This is a genomic window from Alcaligenes sp. SMD-FA (genome assembly GCF_025960365.1).
GTDB lineage: Bacteria > Pseudomonadota > Gammaproteobacteria > Burkholderiales > Burkholderiaceae_B > Alcaligenes > Alcaligenes aquatilis.
The window spans coordinates 1,197,495-1,217,231 of record NZ_CP110108.1; the positions used below are offsets into that span (position 1 = coordinate 1,197,495).

At 56.3% G+C, this 19,737-nt stretch carries 15 protein-coding genes; 12 read left to right on the plus strand and 3 right to left on the minus strand.

The window, feature by feature from the left end; translation table 11 throughout:
* The first annotated feature begins 55 nt into the window (after window positions 1-55).
* The 7 genes from OKX01_RS05505 (at window position 56) to phoU (ending at window position 5,923) form a co-directional block, all read left to right on the plus strand.
* The gene (locus OKX01_RS05505) at window positions 56-1,150 is read left to right on the plus strand and encodes a polyamine ABC transporter substrate-binding protein (RefSeq protein WP_395014077.1); all 1,095 of its coding nucleotides are present in this window, start codon (window positions 56-58) and stop codon (window positions 1,148-1,150) included.
* 5 nt (window positions 1,151-1,155) lie between these two features.
* Window positions 1,156-2,286 carry an ABC transporter ATP-binding protein gene (locus tag OKX01_RS05510; protein WP_094196027.1) on the plus strand — a complete coding sequence of 377 codons (1,131 nt, stop codon included), beginning with the start codon at window positions 1,156-1,158 and terminating at the stop codon, window positions 2,284-2,286.
* On the plus strand, window positions 2,283-3,200 hold the full coding sequence (locus OKX01_RS05515) for an ABC transporter permease subunit (protein WP_108727887.1): 918 nt from the start codon (window positions 2,283-2,285) through the stop codon (window positions 3,198-3,200). The genes OKX01_RS05510 and OKX01_RS05515 overlap by 4 nt, the downstream gene beginning before the upstream one ends.
* Window positions 3,200-4,006 (plus strand): ABC transporter permease subunit, encoded by an 807-nt coding sequence (locus tag OKX01_RS05520; RefSeq protein WP_094196029.1) that lies wholly within the window; start codon window positions 3,200-3,202, stop codon window positions 4,004-4,006. The genes OKX01_RS05515 and OKX01_RS05520 overlap by 1 nt, the downstream gene beginning before the upstream one ends.
* Before the next feature lie 27 nt (window positions 4,007-4,033).
* Window positions 4,034-4,378 carry a Spx/MgsR family RNA polymerase-binding regulatory protein gene (locus OKX01_RS05525; RefSeq protein WP_094196030.1) on the plus strand — a complete coding sequence of 115 codons (345 nt, stop codon included), beginning with the start codon at window positions 4,034-4,036 and terminating at the stop codon, window positions 4,376-4,378.
* A 39-nt stretch (window positions 4,379-4,417) separates the two neighbouring features.
* Window positions 4,418-5,101 carry a ribose-5-phosphate isomerase RpiA gene (gene rpiA / locus OKX01_RS05530; protein ID WP_094196031.1) on the plus strand — a complete coding sequence of 228 codons (684 nt, stop codon included), beginning with the start codon at window positions 4,418-4,420 and terminating at the stop codon, window positions 5,099-5,101.
* Between the two features lie 87 nt (window positions 5,102-5,188).
* Entirely contained in the window at window positions 5,189-5,923 is a 735-nt protein-coding gene (gene phoU, locus OKX01_RS05535) for a phosphate signaling complex protein PhoU (RefSeq protein WP_009461659.1), read from the plus strand.
* A 105-nt stretch (window positions 5,924-6,028) separates the two neighbouring features.
* On the opposite strand, the gene OKX01_RS05540 is transcribed toward phoU, so the two are convergent.
* The 3 genes from OKX01_RS05540 to argA form a co-directional block, all read right to left on the minus strand.
* Window positions 6,029-7,315 carry an EAL domain-containing protein gene (locus tag OKX01_RS05540; protein ID WP_249461519.1) on the minus strand — a complete coding sequence of 429 codons (1,287 nt, stop codon included), beginning with the start codon at window positions 7,313-7,315 and terminating at the stop codon, window positions 6,029-6,031.
* Between the two features lie 510 nt (window positions 7,316-7,825).
* Window positions 7,826-8,098 carry an oxidative damage protection protein gene (locus tag OKX01_RS05545; protein ID WP_009461661.1) on the minus strand — a complete coding sequence of 91 codons (273 nt, stop codon included), beginning with the start codon at window positions 8,096-8,098 and terminating at the stop codon, window positions 7,826-7,828.
* A 70-nt stretch (window positions 8,099-8,168) separates the two neighbouring features.
* Complete coding sequence (gene argA, locus OKX01_RS05550; protein WP_094196033.1) at window positions 8,169-9,524, minus strand: amino-acid N-acetyltransferase; 1,356 nt, start codon at window positions 9,522-9,524, stop codon at window positions 8,169-8,171.
* A gap of 72 nt (window positions 9,525-9,596) precedes the next feature.
* Here argA and hrpA point away from each other — a divergent pair, with 72 nt between their 5' ends.
* From hrpA to OKX01_RS05575, 5 genes are all read left to right on the plus strand, one after another.
* Window positions 9,597-13,388 (plus strand): ATP-dependent RNA helicase HrpA, encoded by a 3,792-nt coding sequence (gene hrpA, locus OKX01_RS05555; RefSeq protein ID WP_264672587.1) that lies wholly within the window; start codon window positions 9,597-9,599, stop codon window positions 13,386-13,388.
* Between the two features lie 157 nt (window positions 13,389-13,545).
* Window positions 13,546-17,022: a DNA polymerase III subunit alpha gene (dnaE, locus tag OKX01_RS05560; protein ID WP_264672588.1), complete on the plus strand. Its 3,477-nt coding sequence runs from the start codon at window positions 13,546-13,548 to the stop codon at window positions 17,020-17,022.
* Entirely contained in the window at window positions 17,019-18,125 is a 1,107-nt protein-coding gene (locus OKX01_RS05565) for a glycosyltransferase family 4 protein (protein ID WP_264672589.1), read from the plus strand. The genes dnaE and OKX01_RS05565 overlap by 4 nt, the downstream gene beginning before the upstream one ends.
* Window positions 18,122-18,964 carry a polysaccharide deacetylase family protein gene (locus OKX01_RS05570; RefSeq protein ID WP_264672590.1) on the plus strand — a complete coding sequence of 281 codons (843 nt, stop codon included), beginning with the start codon at window positions 18,122-18,124 and terminating at the stop codon, window positions 18,962-18,964. Before OKX01_RS05565 ends, OKX01_RS05570 begins: the two co-directional genes overlap by 4 nt.
* Window positions 18,937-19,734 (plus strand): glycosyltransferase family 2 protein, encoded by a 798-nt coding sequence (locus tag OKX01_RS05575; RefSeq protein WP_108727883.1) that lies wholly within the window; start codon window positions 18,937-18,939, stop codon window positions 19,732-19,734. Before OKX01_RS05570 ends, OKX01_RS05575 begins: the two co-directional genes overlap by 28 nt.
* The last annotated feature ends 3 nt before the right edge of the window (window positions 19,735-19,737 follow it).

A 19,737-nucleotide genomic window follows, 5' to 3' on the forward strand; every position in this document is an offset into this window, starting at 1 on the left:
TCGCCTTTTGGGTTTTTCGCTTTCGATAGGAAGGGGACTCGTGATGTCTTTTGGGATGAACACACCACAGGTACTCGCCGGCCTGCTGGCCGCTGCTGCCATCATGCCTGTTGCACAGGCACAAAATCAGGTTGTTAACGTTTATAACTGGGCTGAGTACACGGCCCCCGATACCTTGTCTGGCTTTCAGGAAGCCACAGGCATTACCGTGCGTTATGACGTTTACGATAATAACGACACCTTGCAAGCCAAGTTGTTGACGGGCAAATCAGGGTACGACGTGGTGGTTCCTTCCACGCATTATGCTGCGCGTCAGATCGAAGGTGGTTTGTTCCAGAAGCTGGATAAAAGCCAGATCCCCAATTGGTCCAATCTGGACCCAGACATCATGGCCTTGCTCTCGGATGTGGACCCTGGCAACGAGTATCTGATCCCGTGGGGCTACGGCACCAATGGCTTGGGTTACAACGTCACCAAAGTCAAAGAAATCATGGGTGAACAGGTGGACCTGGGCAACTGGGACATGCTGTTCAAACCGGAAAATGCCGAGAAGCTGAAAGGCTGTGGCATTTCTATTCTGGACGAAGCCGCCCAGGTATTTCCCGCCGTGCTGCACTACATTGGCAAAGACCCCAACAGCAGCAACGAAGCGGACTACCGCGAGGCCTTGGATCTGCTCAAGACCATTCGTCCTTACGTGCGTCAGTTCAGCTCCTCGGGATATATCGACGAACTGGCTGCGGGTGATCTGTGCATGGTCTACGGTTTCTCGGGTGATGTGATGATTTCGGCTGACCGTGCGCGTCAGGCGAAAAAACCGTATGCCATCGACTACTACATTCCGCAAGGTGGGGCACCTATCTGGTTCGACACCATGGCTATTCCCAAGGGCGCGAACAATGTGAAAGAGGCCCACGCCTTTATCAATTACATTGAAACACCAGAGGTTCATGCCGCCATTACCAACACCATGTTCTACCCGAACGCCAATAAAGAGGCGCGCAAGTTCGTGGTCAAGGAAGTGGCCGACAACCCCATGATTTACCCCTCGTCTGAAGTCTCCAAGACCTTATTTGTGATCAAACCTCAGCCATTGAAAGTGCAGCGCCTGCAAACGCGCCTGTGGGCTGAACTCAAGTCTGGACGCTAGGCATCATGCAAGATATCCGTACCGGAACCTCGCCCTGGATGGATGGCGAGGATGCTTTTGTGCGTGTGGACGAAGTCGTCAAGATTTTCGGCGACACGGTGGCCGTCCAGTCGGTAAGTCTGGACGTGGCTCGTCACGAGATTTTTGCGCTGCTGGGCAGTTCGGGCAGTGGCAAGTCCACCTTGCTGCGCATGCTGGCAGGGTTTGAGGAGCCGACTTCCGGTCGGATTTACTTGGACAACGAGGACATTACTGACCTGCCGCCTTATCGGCGGCCAGTCAATATGATGTTCCAGTCTTACGCCCTGTTTCCGCACATGTCGGTCGAGGCCAATGTGGCGTTTGGCCTAAAGCAAGAGGGGGTGCCCCGCAATGAGATCCACGAGCGCGTGTTCGAGGCGCTGGACCTGGTGCAGATGGCGGGCTTTTCGCGCCGCAAACCCAATCAGTTGTCGGGTGGGCAACAACAGCGTGTAGCCCTGGCGCGTAGCCTGGTCAAACGCCCCAAACTGCTTTTGCTGGACGAGCCCATGTCGGCTCTGGATAAGCAGATTCGTCAGAAAACGCAGATCGAGCTGGTCAAGATTCTGGAGCGCGTGGGGGTGACCTGCATTATGGTCACTCACGATCAGGAAGAGGCCATGACGATGGCCAACCGGCTGGCGGTGATGTCCGATGGGCAGATCATCCAGTCTGGTACGCCTTACGATGTGTACTCCTTTCCGAATTCGCGCTTTGTGGCGGGCTTTATCGGCTCCACCAATTTGTTCACTGGCGTGGTGACGGTGGACGAGCCGGATCATGTTCACATTGAATGTGAGGAGCTGAACCGGCCCTTGTATGTCAGCCACGGGATCAGCGAACCGCTGGGCATGGATGTTTACGTGTCCGTTCGCCCCGAGCAGATCAAGGTGGGCCGCGAATTGCCCTCGGAGGATACCAACTGGGGCCACGGCATTGTGACCCACGTATCCTGGATGGGCAGTTACACCCGCTATCAGATTCGTCTGGATGCCGGCATGTTGATCGAAGCGCAAATGCCTAGCGGCACCTTGGCTCAACCTGATGCTCCGGGTGTGGATGAAGAAGTCTACGTGTCCTGGTCCGACGATAGCGCAACGGTACTGAGCACATGAAGAACCTGTCCTGGCGCAAACTGCTGCCCACCAGTCGCACGCTGGTGGTCGCGCCCACATTCTTGTGGATGATTCTGTTTCTGCTGGTGCCGTTTTTGCTCGTGCTCAAGATCAGTTTTGCCGATCTTGATTTCGGGGTGCCACCGTATACGCCCTTGGCCCAGTTTGCCGAGGAAAGCATTTCCTTTGTCCTGAACCTGCGCGGCTATATTCTGCTGTTCAGCGACAATCTGTATTTGGCGACCTACGTCAGTTCCCTGAAGATGGCCGCTGTCACCACGATCTTTTGTATTTTGATCGGCTACCCGGTGGCCTACTACATTGCGCGCTCTGCACCGGCTGTGCGTAGCCTGCTCTTGCTGGCGGTGATTTTGCCATTCTGGACCTCCATGCTGCTGCGCGTCTATGCCTGGGTAGGCATTTTGCGCGGCGATGGCCTGCTCAATCAGGTCTTGCTGTGGATAGGCATTATTGATGCGCCTTTGGAAATTTACCGCACCGACCTGGCTGTTTATATTGGTTTGATCTACGCTTATCTGCCGTTTTTCATCCTGCCCTTGTATGCGAATCTGGTCAAATTGGATATGCGCATGCTGGAAGCGGCTTATGATCTGGGCGCCCGTCCCTGGTCGGCGTTCTGGCACATCACTTTTCCCATGTCCATGTCCGGCGTGATTGCTGGTGCCATGCTGGTGTTCATCCCGGCAGTGGGCGAGTACGTGATCCCGGAAATGCTGGGTGGTGCCGATACCTTGATGATGGGCCGCGTCATGTGGACCGAGTTCTTCAATAATGCAGACTGGCCCATGGCCGCTGCCGTGACTTGCGTGATGGTCTTGCTGCTGATCATTCCTTTGATCTTTTTCCAGTACAGCCAGATGCGACAAATGCAAACGCAACGGGGAGGCCGCTGATGACCAAGCCTAATCCCTGGTTGCGTGCCCTGGTTCTGACACTGGGCTTTGGCTTTTTGTACATACCCATTCTGTTCCTGATTGTCTTTTCATTTAATGAATCGGCCATCATGACGTCTTGGTCGGGCTTTTCTTTGCGCTGGTACGAATCCCTATTTCAGGACAGGGCCTTGCTCAGTGCTGCCAAGCTGTCTTTTCTGATTGCTGTGTTGACGGCCACCATGGCCACGATTTTGGGCACCTGGGCTGCCTATGTGCTGGCTCGTATGGGCCGCTTCAAGGGGTTTGCGCTGTATATCGGCTTGGTCAGCGCACCGTTGGTCATCCCGGAAGTCGTGTTGGGCATTTCCTTGCTGCTCATGTTTGTGGAGCTGAACTCCTTGTTTGGCTGGCCGGAACAGAACGGTATTTTCACGATCTGGATCGGGCACGTGGTGCTGTGTACCGCCTATGCCACTGTAATTCTGCAATCGCGCATGCGTGAGCTGGACCGTTCTCAGGAAGAGGCGGCGCTGGATCTGGGGGCGACTCCCTTACGAGCGTTTTTCCAGGTTGTGTTGCCTTCGATCGTGCCGTCCTTGATGGCGGCCTGGTTGCTGGCTTTTACCTTGTCGCTGGACGATGTGGTGATTGCCTCTTTCCTGTCTGGCCCGGGTTTTACCACCTTGCCGGTGGAAGTTTTTTCGCGTGTCCGTCTGGGGCTCAAGCCCGAGATCAACGCCCTGGCAACCCTGCTGATTTTGGTGATCGGTATTTTTGTGATCGTCGCCAATCGCTTGCAGGTACGCCGCGAGCGTCGCGCCTGATTGATAAGGAGTCTTGCCGTGTTCACGATGTATGGTTTGAAAAACTGCAGCACCTGCCAAAAGGCGATGGCCTGGTTTGAGCAAAATGGTCTGTCGTTGACCTTTGTGGATTACCGCGAACATCCCTTGGAAGCGGCCCGTTTGCAACAATGGGCGCAGGAGCTGGGCGGTTGGCCCAAACTGGTCAACCGCGCTTCCATGACCTGGCGTAATCTGCCGGCGGAACGTAAAGAACCGCAGGACGATGCCCAATGGCTGGCCTTGATTGCCGAGTTTCCTGCCCTGGTACGCCGTCCCTTGCTGATTACGCCCGAGGGTGAAGTTAGCGTGGGCTTTAACGAAGGCAAATTTGCTGCTCGTTTTCTCAAGTAAACCAAAGGGGGGCCCAGCCCCCCGATTTTTATATTTGCCATGTACACACAGTCCGAACTCAAACAACAGGTGGCTCAGGCCGCCGTTGAATACGTCCTTCCTTTCCTGACTCCTGATTCGATTCTGGGTGTGGGTACGGGTTCCACGGTTGATCTGTTTATTGATGCCCTGGCGGCGCACAAGCATGCCTTCAAGGCTGCAGCTTCCAGTTCGGAGCGCTCGACCGCTCGCCTGCAAAGTCTGGGTATTGACGTGCAAGACTTAAACACCATCGAACGCATGGACTGGTATGTCGATGGTGCTGACGAAATCGACGCTGCCCTGAACATGACCAAAGGTGGTGGTGGCGCACTGACTCGCGAGAAAATTGTGGCGTCAGTCTCGGACAAGTTTTTGTGTATTGTGGACGACTCTAAATTGGTGGATCGGCTGGGTGCGTTTCCCTTGCCGGTGGAAGTCATCCCCATGGCCAAAAATGCGGTCGCCCGTCAGTTGCGTGCCCTGGGCGGTAATCCCGTCGAGCGTGCGGGCTTTGTCACCGATAATGGCGGCCTGATTCTGGACGTGTCCGGCTTGTCCATTGAAGATCCGGCCGCTTTGGAAGCGCGCATCAACAATATGCCCGGTGTGGTATGTTGCGGTCTGTTCGCTATTGCCCCGGCCAGCGTGGCCTTGATTGCCGGTCAACAAGGTGTGCGTACCCTGTCTGGCGACGGTTTCTGAAATTTAATGTCTCTGTCATAATCGGTGCTTAATCTATATACGGATTAAGCGCTGGCGCGAGCCATTTTGCTGTTAAAGAAGGCCACTATGAACGAACATACCAATAAGCAGTTTCACTCCGATCTGGAGGCCACCCGTTCGCTGTTCTTGCAGATGGGCGGTATTGTTGAATCTATGGTTCGCAGTGCGACCGAAGCCCTGCAAACCGGGGATATGTCGCTGGTTGACCAGGTTCGCGAGCGTGAAAAAGAAATCAACCGCCTGGAGGTGGAGATTGACGAGCGCATCACCAACTTGATCGCCCGTAATCAGCCCACCGCCATTGACTTGCGCATGTTGTTGTCCATCTCCAAAATGCTGACCGACATGGAACGCTGTGGGGACGAGGCCGAGCGCATCGCCAAGATGGCGCGCCGTTTGCACGAAGGTACCGCAGGCTATGAGCCGGTGGTCGAACTGCGTCACATGAGCTCCTCGGTGGCTGGTATGATCAACGACGTGCTGGACGCCTTTGCCCGTCAGGATGCCGTGCACGCGGCACAGATTGTACGCAGTGACAAGGAAGTGGATCGTGAGTGGAAGGGTTCGCTGCGTCACATCATCACGTACATGATTGAAGACCCACGTACGATCTCGCACTCTATTGACCTGATCTTTATTGCTCGTGCGCTGGAGCGCATTGGTGACCACGCCAAGAACATGGCTGAACGTGTAATCTACATGGTGCGAGGTGACGATGTGCGTCACACTGGTGTGAAAAATACCGAGCGCACGGCACGCGGCGAGCCTTTGCCCGAGCCAGAGTCTGAAGACAAAGCCTGATTCTGATCCCGGCCTTCTTGCTTCAAGCCTTGCATGCTTTCATGCAAGGCTTGTTTGCTTTCAGCGCCGTGAAAAGCAGCCGGTTTTTAGCGGGACGGCGATGTTTCAGAAACCAAAGCCGTAGCCCTGGGGAACGTGTCCGGGATAGAACTGGGTACGAACGAGCACCGCATCTTGGACTGTGATCAAAGCGGGTGAGTCCCACCAGGATGGCGTCAGGGTAGGCAGGGCAAGCAGATAGCCTTGTACGCCGTGTGCGCCAGACTGGCGCACCAACTCAAGGTCAGTCTCGTCCTCTACCCCTTCAATCACGACATAGGGGCAGTAATCGGCGCAGACATTGACCAGATTGCGCAGCAAGTGGGCCGGTTGTCCGGGGCTGCGTGCCCGCAGCAAAATAGAACGATCAATTTTGATAATGTCGGCGTGGGTCTGGGCCAGAAAGGCCAGCGTACTATTGCCTGAGCCGGTATCGTCCAGCGCAATGCGCACGCCCAGATTCTGCAATTGTGCAATCAGACGCAGCGCGGTGGGTTTGTGGGCAATGGTGCCGGTTTCAGTTACTTCCAGAATCAGACGCTGGGCGACATCCGGACGGCTGTCCAGATAGCTGAACAAGTCTTGCCACCACAAGTCATCCTGCAAAGAACCAGCGGACAGGTTGGCACCCAGACACAGAGTCGTTTGCGTGCTGAGCAGTTTCACCACGCTGCCCAGGACGCTGCGATCCAGCCGCGAGATCAGTCCCAGTCGCTCCAGGGCGGCAATTGCCTCGGGCAGGGAATAGTCAGTACCGCTGCTGTGGCGAATCAGTGCCTCTTCATAAAAATCTTTGCTCTTGTGGTGCTCACTTAGGTGAAAGAGGGGCTGAAAAGCCAGCACCAACATGCCGGTTTGCAAATCATCCAGCATACGCACTGCCAGGCTCATGTCGTCCCGGTAGGTCTTGGCCCAGACCTTGTGCCAGGCCGCCAGCGTGGCCGGATGGGTGTGAGAGCAGGGGTTGGGTGTTGGAGGGTGGAGCAGATCCGTATCGTACTGCCGGCTGTCATAGTGATAGGCCATCTGTGTATGCAAGTAGATGCGGTGCTCGTCCTGAGTGATGGGATCGCACTCCAGGGCTGCGCCCAGCAATTGGGCCAGTGCGTTGGGGTGGGTGCGCTCAAAGCGGTTCTGCTTACTCAGTTGCTTGAGGGCAATTAGGACAAAATCCCCCTGGATAAGGATCTCGTCTGTATTCAACCCACAATCCAGCAGCCTTTGCTGCACCGTGTCCAACACGAAAGCATGGAACTGTGGCCCATACAAAGCCTTCAGATAGCTCAGATTGACCAGCCACAGGCGCAAATGGGTGGAGTACTGGACAATCTCGGGGAGGTCTAGGCGGCACATGAACTTCTTTTCCTGTGGGTAAAGCAGTAAGTGGCTGTGCTGTTCAGGTCCGGCGCAAGGCGCCGAGCTTGGTTGCTCAGACATGGACACGTGATGGGCCTGTGTGGCTCGGGCTAGGCAAGCCAGTATTGAATTGGCGCAGGACTGTGCCAAGGCATGGCGGCAGCGTTGGGGAAGGGCATGCTCCCTGCAGCATTATTCCTGTGTTTGTGCTGCGCTCCATGCTTGGCTTGGGTGCTCTGCAAGCACATTAAGGCCAGCCGTGATTTTGTGCTTTAGGGCGATTCATAATTATAGAAAATTTCCATTTCTTTTGATTTTTAACCAGTCTGAAACTGACTTGTCGCGCAGTGTTTCATTTAATTACTGTTATGGGTGGCGTGCGAAAGGGGGGATGGTTTGCGTCTTGGGCAGGGAAAGGCAAAGAGACGGGAGCAGAAATAAAGAAACCCCGGAGCACGATGTCATGCTCCGGGGTCTGTCGCCTGTGGTCAGCGAGTGGGGCTGGTCCTAGGCGGAAGGGGCGGTGAAGCCGTCGGCTTCCACATCCTTGTCTTCAAACAGATACTGCTCCATTTGTTCTTTCAAATACGTGCGGGCACGGGCGTCAGCCAGATTCAGGCGGTTCTCGTTCACCAGACGGGTTTGCACATCCATCCAGTTGGCCCAGGCCTGTTTGGAAATTGAGTGCCAGATCTTGGTGCCCAGTTCGCCGGGGTAGGGGGGAAACTCCAGGCCCTCGGCTTCCTGTTTCAGCTTCACACAGTGAATCATGCGTGCCATATGTGTTCCTTTTCAATCAAATGCGTGGATGGGCGTATTGTACTGAGGGGCGCAGGACGGTCAAACCGGCTTACAGCTTTTTAATAAAGACCATGCTGTTGCGCGATCGGTTGTAATGCGACTGTTTGCCTTTAGGCAGATCAGATACGCCACCTTGCACAAACCCACGCTTGATAAACCAGTGAGAGGTGCGCGTGGTCAGCACGAACAGGCGCTTGAAACCGGCTGCACGGGCCTTGGCCTCGGTGTGCCGCAAAAGGATTTCGCCTTCGCCCGAGCCTTGCCATTCGGGGTGCACGATGAGACAGGCCATCTCGGCCATGCTTTCTTGTTCGTAGGGGATCAGGGCAACGCAGCCGTAAATAATGCCGTCATGCTCCAGAACCGTGAACTGCTCCACTTCGCGCTCGATGACAGAACGACCACGGGGCACTAGGGTGCCGTCAATTTCCAGTGGTTCGATCAGTTGCACAATTGCACCCACATCGTCCAGATTGGCCGGGCGCAAATCGTCCAGCGAATCTTCCACCACCATGGTACCCACCCCATCGTGGGTGAAGATCTCCAGCAAAATGCTGCCGTCCTGCTTGTAGGGCACCAGGTGTGCACGGGCAATACCGCGTTTGACTGCTTGCGAGGCATAGCGCAAAAAGGTCGAGCAGTCCTGATCCAGCTTGCCCGAGGCCAGCAGGCCATCGGCATCGGCACGGGCCAGTTCCGAGTCAATATCCAGATTATTGGAGTGACCAATATGTTCCGGTGTCAGGAAAATCAGTTTTTCAGCGCGCAGCGCGATGGCCGTGCTGGTTGCCAGATCTTCCATATCCAGGGTAAAGGCCTCCCCGGTTGGAGAAAAACCCAAGGGAGAGAGTAGAATAAGCGCACCTTGATTCAGGATGACGCGCATGGCGTCCACATCAAGTTTGCGCACCGAGCCAGAGTGCTTGAAGTCTAGGCCATCAATGACACCCACAGGACGCGCGGTCACAAAGTTGCCCGAAATAATGCGAATCTGGGCATGTGACATGGGGGTGTTGGGCAAACCCTGACTGAATGCGGCTTCAATATCCAGGCGAATTTCACCGGCGGCCTCTTTGGCGCATTCCAGAGCGACGGCGCTGGTCGGCTCGGTACCACGGCCAAATTGCGTGGTTTCCCCTTTCAGGCGTAGCTGTTCATTGACTTGGGGGCGTGAGCCGTGCACCAGCACCAGCTTGATGCCCAGCGCCGACAGCAGCGACAAGTCCGGGATCAGGGTGTAGAGCAATCCATCGTTGATGAGCTCGCCCCCAAAGGCCACCACGAACGTCTTGCCTCGAAAGTCGTGTACATAAGGCGCCACTTCCCTGAACCATCGCACAAATTGTGCCTGGGACTGATCAGGTGTTTCGATGGCGTTGTACGAGTCGGGGATGTCTGTGTTCATTGCGGGGGATCTTTGCGTCCAAATGGTTTCAAGCCAAAATTATAATGATGTCTGTACCAGAAACTACCTTTCATGCACGAGTCCGACGAATTGACTGAAAATCCACCCTCTTTACCAACAATTTCCTATCCTGATGACCTGCCAGTCAGCGCCCGACGGGCCGAAATTGCCCAGGCAATCAAAGACCATCAGGTGGTCATTGTGTGTGGTGAAACCGGCTCGGGCAAAACCACCCAATTACCTAAAATCTGCCTGGAGCTGGGGCGCGGCCTGCAGGGCAAGATTATTGGTCATACCCAGCCGCGCCGTCTGGCGGCTACATCGGTTGCCAAGCGTATTGCCCAGGAGCTGCAATCGGAGATTGGTGACTGGGTAGGGTATCAAATTCGTTTCAACGACAAGACCGGACCGCGTTCGGCCATCAAGTTGATGACGGACGGGATCTTGCTGGCCGAGTCCCAGCGCGATCCCTTGTTAAGCCGCTACGACACCATCATTATTGACGAGGCCCATGAACGCAGTCTGAACATTGACTTTCTGCTGGGCTTTTTAAAGCAGTTGCTGCCACGGCGTCCGGATTTAAAGCTGATCATCACCTCGGCCACCATTGATGCCGAGCGTTTTGCGGAGCACTTTGCCCACAAGGGCAAGAAGGCGCCCGTGATTGAAGTGTCGGGCCGTCTGTATCCCGTGGATATTGTGTATCGCCCGATTCTGGACCCGTCTTTGGTCGATGCCGAAGAACGCCGTTCTGCCTCCGAGGAAGAGCGGGATCTGATGCAAGGCATTGTGGATGCGGTGCAGGAATGCGCCCGGCACGGCACTGGCGATATTTTGGTGTTTTTGCCCGGCGAGCGCGAGATCCGTGAAGCCACCGAGGCACTGGAAAAAGAAAAGCCCATCAATACAGTGATCCTGCCTTTGTTTGCGCGTCTGTCGCAGGCGGATCAGGAACGTATTTTCCGCCCCAAAGGCAATGCGCGCCGTGTGGTGCTGGCGACCAACGTGGCCGAAACTTCCTTGACCGTGCCTGGCATACGCTTTGTGGTCGATAGCGGCCTGGCGCGTATCAAGCGCTATTCCTGGCGCAACAAGGTCGAGCAGTTGCGCATTGAAGCGATCAGCCAGGCCTCGGCCAGCCAACGGGCAGGGCGTTGTGGTCGTATTGGTCCCGGTATCTGTATTCGTCTGTATGACGAGCAGGACTTCAAGAGCCGCCCCCCCTTTACCGATCCCGAGATTCTGCGCTCCTCGCTGGCCTCGGTGATTCTGCGCATGAAGGCCCTGCATCTGGACGATGTGGAAACCTTCCCCTTTGTGGAGCCACCGACTGGCCGCGCCATTGCTGATGGCTATCAAATCTTGCAAGAGCTGGGCGCGCTGGATGAACAGCAGCGCCTGACCAAAGTTGGCCGTTCCCTGGCCAAGCTACCGGTGGACCCGCGTGTGGCCCGCATGATTCTGGCCGGTCACGAACATCATTGTTTGACGGAAATGCTGATCGTGGCCTCGGCCATGTCCGTGCAAGACCCGCGAGATCGTCCTGTCCATGAACGTGAAGCGGCCAATCAGGCCCATGCCCGTTTCAATGACGACAAGTCCGAGTTTCTGTCCTATGTGAAGCTATGGAACTGGCTGGAAGAGCTGTCGCAGGAACAAAGCTCGCAGCGCAAGTTTGCCAATAGCGTTAAACAGGCCCTGCTGTCACCCTTGCGGATTCGGGAGTGGCGTGATGTCCATACTCAATTGCGTAGCCTGGTGCAGGAACAGCGCTGGGTCGCCAATCCCTCGGCTGCCACTTATGAGCAGGTGCATCTGGCCTTGCTGACGGGGCTGATCGGCAATATTGGCTACAAGAGCGAAGAAACCGGCGTCTATCAAGGCACGCGTGAGCTGCGTTTTGTGATTCACCCCGGTTCCAAGCTGGTCAAGAAAGCAGGCCGCTGGATTCTGGCCGGCGAGCTGATGGAAACCACGCGCCTGTTTGCCCGCTGTGTGGCGCGTATCGAACCGCAATGGATTGAAAAAGTTGGCGCCCATTTGCTGCGTAAAACCTGGGGCGACCCGCGTTGGGAGAAAAAGGCCGGTCAGGTCGTTGCCAATGAGCGTGCGACCTTGTACGGCTTGCTGATTTACAGTGGCCGTCGCATTCACTTTGGCCGCATTGATCCGGTGCAGGCCCGTGAATTGTTCTTGCGTCAGGCTCTGGTGCCGGGCGAGATTGATTCCAACCTGCCTTTCCTGCGCCATAACCGTCAGCAAATTCAGGCGGTAGAGCGTTTGGAGCACCAATCGCGTCGTCCTGACATTCTGGTGGATGAGGAACTGATCTACGCCTTTTACGATCAGCGTATCCCCAAGGACGTGTACCAGACCGCCACATTGGAAAAATGGTTCAAGGGTTTGTCCAAGGAACAGGCTAAGGGCCTGGAGCTGAACCGCGACGAGCTGATGCAGCACGACGCAGCCGGTATCACCACCGAGGTGTTTCCGCGCTCGGTTGAATGGCAGGGCGTGAAGATGGCGCTGGATTATCACTTCGAGCCGGGTTCGGTGCGCGATGGGGTGACCTTGAGTGTCCCCTTGTTCGCCTTGAACCAGATCGACGCCGCGCGTTGCGAATGGCTGGTGCCCGGCATGTTGAAGGAAAAAGTGCTGGCTTTGCTGAAATCCTTGCCACAGCGTATTCGCCGTCATTGTGTGCCCTTGCCTGATTACGCGGCCGCCTTTCACCAGCGCTGGTTTGAAAAAGCATCCGATCCCGGAATGAGCCTGCTGGATGCGATTTCTCAGGATATGTGGGCGCACGTCAAACAAAGACCACAGCGCAGCGATTTCAAGCCGGAAACGTTGGCGACTCACTTGTTCATGAACTTCCGAGTGATTGACGAGCATGGTCGCATGTTGTCGGGCGGCCGTAATCTGGACCAGCTCAAGGCCGAACATGGCCGTCAGGCGCAGGCGTCCTTCCAGCAGATGGCTGCCAGCGACGAGCAAGTGGCGCAGGTGCTGGATCACGAGCAACTGACCAGTTGGAGCTTTGGCGAACTGCCCGAGCTGATGGAAATCAAGCGCAAAGGTCGCAGCTTTATTGGTTACCCGGCCTTGATCGACAAGAAAACCCATTGCGATCTGGATGTATTTGACGACCCGGCTCAGGCCCAGCGTCAGCACCGTTTGGGTTTGCGTCGCTTGTTCCGTTTGGCCTTGCGCGAGCAAGTGCGCTTTCTGGAAAAGAACATTACGGATCTGACCCGCATCAGCATGCTGTATATCAATCTGGGTACGCAGGAACAATTGCGGGATCAGATTATTGATGTGGCCCTGGAGCAATCCTGCATGATGGAGCCGTGGCCGAAAAACCAGGCCGAGTTTGAGGCACGCGTACAAGAAGGTCGCAGTCGCTTGGGTCTGGTGGCCCAGGAAGTAGCGCGTCTGGCCGGTCAGATTCTGAATGAGTGGAGTGCCGCCCAGAAAAAACTGGCGCAAATCAAAGCTCACCCCGAGGCCTTGAAAGACATACAGCAGCAATTGAATGCCTTGATGCCCGCCATGTTTCTGGAAAGCAATGAATACGCGCAGTTGGCTCATATGCCGCGCTACCTGAAAGCCGTACAAACCCGGGTGGACAAGCTGCGAGCCGATCCGGCCCGCGATCAACGCTTGATGCAGGATATGTCAGTCTTGCTGACGAAGTACCAGCGTGCCGTGGCGGCGCTCAAAGGCGCCACCGATAGCGGTTTGCGGGACTTTCGCTGGATGCTGGAAGAGTTGCGCGTGTCCTTGTTTGCGCAAGAGTTGCGAACTCCCATGCCGGTTTCGGTCAAGCGTCTGGAAAAAGCCTGGGCTGCCTTGCAGCGCTAGGTTGTTTGTTGTTTTGGTATTGGTCGGTAGGGGGCGGGTGATTGTGCGTTTGTTGTTCAGCCAGATGTGAACCAATCGAAACATATTGCCTGCCCTTATTCACCCTGAGCATCGCTTCAGGGCCACCAATGTCCATTGGCTTAAGTACAATTCCATCATGAGCGAAACCACCCCTTCCTTTGTCCATTTGCGATCCCACTCGGAGTTCTCCGTGGTGGACGGCATCGCCCGTATTCCCGAAATGATCAAAAAAGCGCAGGCCTATGGGCAGCCTGCATTGGCGTTGACGGATTTGTGCAACTTGTTTGGACAGATCAAGTTCTATACCTCGGCGCGTAAAGCCGGGCTGAAAGCCATCATGGGTTGTGATATTTGGCTGCAGAACGAGGAAGACCGCGAAAAACCGTCGCGCCTGCTTTTGCTGGTGCAAAACGAAGCAGGATATTTGAGCCTGTGCGACATCTTGACCCGTGCCTGGCTGGGCAACCAGTACAAAGGACGTGCCGAGGTACAGCGCGCCTGGTTGAAAGAGTGTAGTGGCCTGATTGCCTTGTCCGGCGGGCGTATGGGTGATATTGGCCATGCCCTGGCCGATGGCAATCTGGACTTGGCCCGGGATTGTGCCCGCCATTGGGAAGACTTGTTCCCCGGTGCCTTTTATATTGAACTGCAGCGCAGCGGTGCGGACGGCGATGAGCTTTATGTACAAGCCGCTATGCGTTTGGCCGCAGAGCTGGATTTGCCGGTGGTGGCGACGCACCCGATTCAGTTTATTGCACGGGACGATTTCCGTGCGCACGAGGTGCGGGTATGTATTGCTGAAGGCGAGCAATTGGCCAACCCCAAGCGAGTGAAGCGTTTTACGCCAGAGCAGTACTTTCTGAGCACGGATGAAATGCAGCAGCGTTTTGCGGACGTTCCTGTTGCACTGCAAAACACGCTGGAGATTGCCAAGCGTTGCAACCTGGAGCTGGAGTTAGGCAAACCTTATCTGCCCGACTTCCCGACACCCGATGGCATGTCGCTGGGCGACTTTTTGATCCAGCAGGCCAAGGACGGTCTGGAAATCCGCTTGACGCAGCTGTATGCCGATCCCCAGGAGCGCGAGAAGCAACGCCCGACCTACGAAGAGCGCTTGATGTGGGAGTGCAACACCATCATCTCCATGGGGTTCCCCGGCTACTTCCTGATCGTGGCGGACTTCATTAACTGGGGCAAGCACAATGGTGTGCCGGTCGGACCGGGCCGGGGCTCGGGGGCGGGGTCGCTGGTGGCCTACAGCATGGGGATTACCGACTTGGACCCCTTGCGCTATGACTTGCTGTTTGAACGTTTCCTGAACCCCGAGCGGGTGTCCATGCCTGACTTTGACGTGGACTTTTGCCAGGACAACCGCGAACGCGTGATTGATTACGTGAAACAGAAGTATGGCCGCCAGGCTGTCAGCCAGATTGCCACATTCGGTACCCTGGGTGCGAAAGCCGTGGTGCGTGACGTCGGTCGTGTGCTGGAGCTGCCCTACAGCCTGTGCGATGGCTTGTCCAAACTGATTCCTTTCAACCCTGCTGATCCCTGGACGCTGGAACGGGCGCTGGCCGATGAGCCTGCCTTTCGCGAGCGTTACGAGAACGACGAAGAAGTCAAAGCCCTGATCGATCTGGCCCGCCCCTTGGAAGGCCTGACCCGTAGCGTGGGCATGCACGCCGGGGGGGTTCTGATTGCGCCCGGCAAGCTGATTGATTTTTGCCCGCTGTACGCGCAGTCCGGCCCCGACGCCAACGCCGTGTCGCAATACGACAAGGACGACGTGGAGGCCGCCGGTCTGGTCAAGTTCGACTTTCTGGGCCTGCGTAACCTGACCATTCTGGACTGGGCCGTGCGCTATGTGCGCCAGTTCAATGCCGACAAGCGCGAGTTCGACATCATGGCCTTGCCATTGGATGACGACGCCTCCTACAAACTGCTTTGCGAAGGCAATACCACCGCCGTGTTCCAGTTGGAATCGCGCGGTATGAAGGAGCTGCTGCGTAGTCTACGGCCCTCCACCTTTGAAGACATTATCGCCATGCTGGCCCTGTATCGTCCGGGGCCACTGGAGTCGGGCATGGTGGTGGACTTCGTGAACCGGAAACACGGTCGGGCTGAGGTGGATTATTTCCATCCGGATCTGGAAAGCACGCTGAGCAGCACCTACGGGGTGATCGTCTACCAGGAACAGGTGATGCTGATCTCGCAGATTATCGGTGGCTACTCACTGGGTGGTGCCGACTTGCTGCGTCGTGCCATGGGCAAGAAAAAGCCCGAGGAAATGGCCAAGCATCGCGTCTTGTTCGAGGAAGGGGCGGTCAAGAAAGGTCACGACCCTGAGCTGGCGGTGAAGTTGTTTGACCTGATGGAAAAGTTCGCGGGTTACGGCTTTAACAAGAGTCACTCGGCTGCTTACGCGCTAATTGCGTATCAGACGGCCTGGTTGAAAGCTCACCATCCGGCCGAGTTTCTGGCCGCGACCTTGTTGTCCGATATGGACGATACCGACAAGGTGCAGATTTTCTGGAAAGACGCGCTGGCTAACGGTGTGGAAGTCTTGCCACCCGATATCAACGCGTCCAATTACCGCTTTGAGCCGGTTAAGGACAGCTATACAGAAAAAGGTTTGCCGCCGCGTACTATGCGTTACGGCCTGGGGGCTGTGAAAGGGACGGGTCAGGCCGCCGTTGAAGCGATTGTGGAAGCTCGCAAGCAAGGTGGTCCTTTTACCAGCCTGTTTGATTTCTGCCGTCGCGTGGACCGTCATCAGGTCAACAAGCGCACGATTGAAGCCTTGGTACGCGCCGGTGCTTTTGATTCGATTGACGAAAACCGCGCCGCCTTGCTGGCCAGTATTGGTGCCGCCACGGAAGCGGCTGAGCAGGCCGAGCGTAGCGCGAATCAATCCTCGCTGTTTGATGATGACTCCAACGATATCGTGGAAGGCGAGGTCGCGAAAGTCGCCCCTTGGAGCCTGCAAGATCGCTTGCGTCAGGAAAAGACGGCACTGGGTTTTTACTTCAGCGGCCACTTGTTTGACGCCTGGCGGGATGAAGTTCGTCGTTTCGCACCGACACCCTTGGCACGCCTGGAAGCCTCGCGCAGCCCGCAGTGGTTTGCTGGCGTGCTGTCAGCCGCGCGGGTACGCATGACCCGTCGCGGCAAGATGCTGTATGCCATGCTGGATGACGGCTCGGCGCAACTGGAAGTGGCGATCTTCAATGAACTGTTTGAAGAGCACCGCCAGCGTCTGAAAGAAGACCAGTTGATCATCATTCAGGGCAAGGTCAGCAACGACGACTACACCGGCGGTCTGCGTATCAATGCCGATTCGATTTTTGATCTGCAGTTGGCCCGTGAAGCGCGTGCCAGTTGCTTGAGCATTGCTTTGAATAACAATGCGGACGCGCAGCGTTTGCAAGCCTTGCTGGCGCCGCATCGAGCCGAGCAGCAGGGCGGTGTGCCGGTAGAGGTGCAGTTGCAACGCCCCGATTACGAATGTGTGGTGCAGCTAGGCCCGCAATGGCGTGTTCGTCTGGCTGATTCCTTGCTGGAGCAGTTGGAAGGCTGGGATGCCACACACGAGGTGGAGATCAGCTACCGATGAAGCCCTTGCGCATTTTGCACTCGGAAGCAGCCACCAGCTTTGGCGGTCAGGAGAATTACATCCTGCGTGCCATGCGTATCTTGCGTGAGCGTGGGCACCAGGTGGAGGCCGCGTGCCAACCCCATGCACAATTGACCGAGCGCTTGCGCGATGAGGGCTTTGTTGTTCATACCCTGTTGATGGATGGCCCGGCCAATTACATGCGCGGTGTGCGCCAATTGCGTCGGGTCTTGCGTCAAGGCCGGTTTGATGTGCTCAATAGCCATAGCCGCCGGGACACCATGCTGGCTGGCGTGGCCGGACGCTTGGCAGGGACGCCTTTGATTGTGCGCACGCGTCATCTGGCCAAGAAGGTCGGTTCCTTGATGTCTTACACCATCGTGCCCAAACGAGTGATTACGCCCAGCGATTATGTGCGCGATCACCTGATCGAGCGCGGCGTGAAGCCTGAGCATGTCCAGGTGGTCTACCCCTGTGTGGACCCCAGTGTGATCGATTCGGCACCCGCCCTGGATTTGCGCGCTGAGCTAGGTTTGGCATCTGACTCCTTGCTGGTAGGCTGCGTTGCCGTGTTGCGCCGTGAGAAAGGCCATCGTGAGCTGATTGCCGCTATGCACCCCTTGTTTGACCGCTATCCTCAATTGCACTTGGTGCTGGTGGGGGGCGGCTCGCCGGGCTACGAGCAATTGCAGGCCTTGATTGTGGAGCTGGGATTACAGAAGCGGATTCATATGCTGGGCGCTCGTGCGGATGTGCCCTCGATTCTGCCCAATCTGGATATTTTTGCCTTGGCGACCCATATGGAAGCCTCGGGCACCGTATTTGTAGAAGCGGGGTGTGCTGGCATTCCCGTGCTGGGCAGCCGCGTCGGTGGAGTGCCGGAGATGATGTTGGACGGTCACAGCGGTTTTTTGGCGGACTTGCATGACCCTAAGCAGTGGCGCGCCGCATTGGAAAAAATGATTCAAAGCACTGAGCTGCGTCAGGACATGGGAGCCGCAGGCCGCCTGTTTTGTCGTAGCGACGAGCGCTTTACCCCGGTTGCCATGGGTGACCGGCTGGAAAGCGCTTACTACCGCTGGTTAAAGGAGCTTCAGGGATGAAAGTGGCAAGCACGGTGCCCGTCATGATGTACCACCATGTCACCCCGGAAGGGGGCATGATCAATGCCAGTCCCGAGCATTTCGAGCAGCATTTGCAATGGTTGAAAAAGCATGGCTGGACCAGCCTGACAACCGAGCAGTTTGTAGGCCATCTGCAAGGGCAGGGTGTACCGCCCAAATCGGTGCTGATTACCTTTGATGATGGTTACCTGGATAACTGGGTCTACGCCTATCCTTTGCTGAAAAAATATGGCTTCAATGCCGTGATTTTCCTGGTGACGAGCTGGATCAATGAGGGGCCTGTGCGTCCTTATTTGGGCCAGGGCCAGGACGTGCCCGAGTGCCCGGATCATCGTGAATGTGAAGCGCGTATCGAGCAAGGTCGTAGTGACGAGGTGATTTTGCGCTGGAGTGAAATCCACGCCATGCAGGCTGATGGCGTGTTTGAGTTCCACAGCCACACCCATACCCATACTCGCTGGGATTTGAGCGAACAGCGCGATCAAAAGAATGACAAGATGCGTTGGGAACTGGAGCAGTCGCGTACAACCTTGAGAGCCAATATGGGCACGGTCTCCGATCAGTTGTGCTGGCCTCAAGGTTATTTTGATCCAGATTACGTGCAGGTCGCCCAGCAGGCAGGTTTCCGCTATCTGTACACGACGCGTGCCTTTGGCTCCAACCAGCCTGGCAGCGATCCTTTGCATATTTATCGCTTCGCCGTGCGTGATACGACTGGCGTGTCAGTCGGGCGCAGGCTGAATGTCGCGGTACATCCCGTGATTGGTCCGATTTTCAACAGGTGGAAAGCATGGCGTCGTCGTCAACGACAGAAGTAGAGCGAAGCGCCTCCGGCAAGCGCCTGTCCGTTATCCTGATTACCAAAAACGAGCAGGCGCATATTCGTGCCTGCCTGGAGTCGGTGGCCTTTGCGGACGAGATCATTGTGGTGGACTCGGGCAGTACCGATCAGACCGTGGAAATTGCCCGTTCCCTGGGCGCGAAAGTCACGGTTACCCCGGATTGGCCCGGCTTTGGGCCGCAGAAGAATCGGGCGCTTGATCAGGCCACGGGCGAATGGGTGCTGTCCATTGATGCGGATGAGCGCGTTACCCCCGAGCTGGCACAGCTGATTCAGCAGGAAATAGCCCAGCCGCGTGGCACGGCTTACCGGATTGCCCGCCTGTCTGAATTTGCTGGCCGCTGGATGCGTCATAGTGGCTGGTGGCCGGACCGGGTGTTGCGCCTGTTCAAGCGCGGTACCGCTCGCTTTAACGATGCCAAAGTCCATGAAAGTGTGCAGACTGAACATCCTGTCCTGATTCTGGATGGGCATTTCCTGCATTACCCCTACGCCAGCCTTGAAGTCTTTATTGACAAGATCAACCGCTATTCCTCGGATGCCGCCCGTCAAATGCAGGCCAAGGGCAAGACCACTAGCTTGCCGGGTATCGCCGGTCATGCCAGTTGGACCTTTGTACGTCACTATATTGTTCGACGCGGCTTTCTGGACGGCCCGCAAGGCTTCATCCTGGCGTGTATGGCCGCCGCAGGCAGCTTGTTTCGATATAGTAAGCTGTGGTATTACACCCGTCAGAAGTCTGATTAGCCC

What these genes read in the sequence shown, in the direction of transcription:
- OKX01_RS05505 (WP_395014077.1), top strand. Translation starts at nt 56, where the DNA reads ATGAACACACCACAGGTACTCGCCGGCCTGCTGGCCGCTGCTGCCATC.
- OKX01_RS05510 (WP_094196027.1), top strand. Translation starts at nt 1,156, where the DNA reads ATGCAAGATATCCGTACCGGAACCTCGCCCTGGATGGATGGCGAGGAT.
- OKX01_RS05515 (WP_108727887.1), top strand. Translation starts at nt 2,283, where the DNA reads ATGAAGAACCTGTCCTGGCGCAAACTGCTGCCCACCAGTCGCACGCTG.
- OKX01_RS05520 (WP_094196029.1), top strand. Translation starts at nt 3,200, where the DNA reads ATGACCAAGCCTAATCCCTGGTTGCGTGCCCTGGTTCTGACACTGGGC.
- OKX01_RS05525 (WP_094196030.1), top strand. Translation starts at nt 4,034, where the DNA reads ATGTATGGTTTGAAAAACTGCAGCACCTGCCAAAAGGCGATGGCCTGG.
- rpiA (WP_094196031.1), top strand. Translation starts at nt 4,418, where the DNA reads ATGTACACACAGTCCGAACTCAAACAACAGGTGGCTCAGGCCGCCGTT.
- phoU (WP_009461659.1), top strand. Translation starts at nt 5,189, where the DNA reads ATGAACGAACATACCAATAAGCAGTTTCACTCCGATCTGGAGGCCACC.
- OKX01_RS05540 (WP_249461519.1), bottom strand. Translation starts at nt 7,315, where the DNA reads ATGTGCCGCCTAGACCTCCCCGAGATTGTCCAGTACTCCACCCATTTG.
- OKX01_RS05545 (WP_009461661.1), bottom strand. Translation starts at nt 8,098, where the DNA reads ATGGCACGCATGATTCACTGTGTGAAGCTGAAACAGGAAGCCGAGGGC.
- argA (WP_094196033.1), bottom strand. Translation starts at nt 9,524, where the DNA reads ATGAACACAGACATCCCCGACTCGTACAACGCCATCGAAACACCTGAT.
- hrpA (WP_264672587.1), top strand. Translation starts at nt 9,597, where the DNA reads ATGCACGAGTCCGACGAATTGACTGAAAATCCACCCTCTTTACCAACA.
- dnaE (WP_264672588.1), top strand. Translation starts at nt 13,546, where the DNA reads ATGAGCGAAACCACCCCTTCCTTTGTCCATTTGCGATCCCACTCGGAG.
- OKX01_RS05565 (WP_264672589.1), top strand. Translation starts at nt 17,019, where the DNA reads ATGAAGCCCTTGCGCATTTTGCACTCGGAAGCAGCCACCAGCTTTGGC.
- OKX01_RS05570 (WP_264672590.1), top strand. Translation starts at nt 18,122, where the DNA reads ATGAAAGTGGCAAGCACGGTGCCCGTCATGATGTACCACCATGTCACC.
- OKX01_RS05575 (WP_108727883.1), top strand. Translation starts at nt 18,937, where the DNA reads ATGGCGTCGTCGTCAACGACAGAAGTAGAGCGAAGCGCCTCCGGCAAG.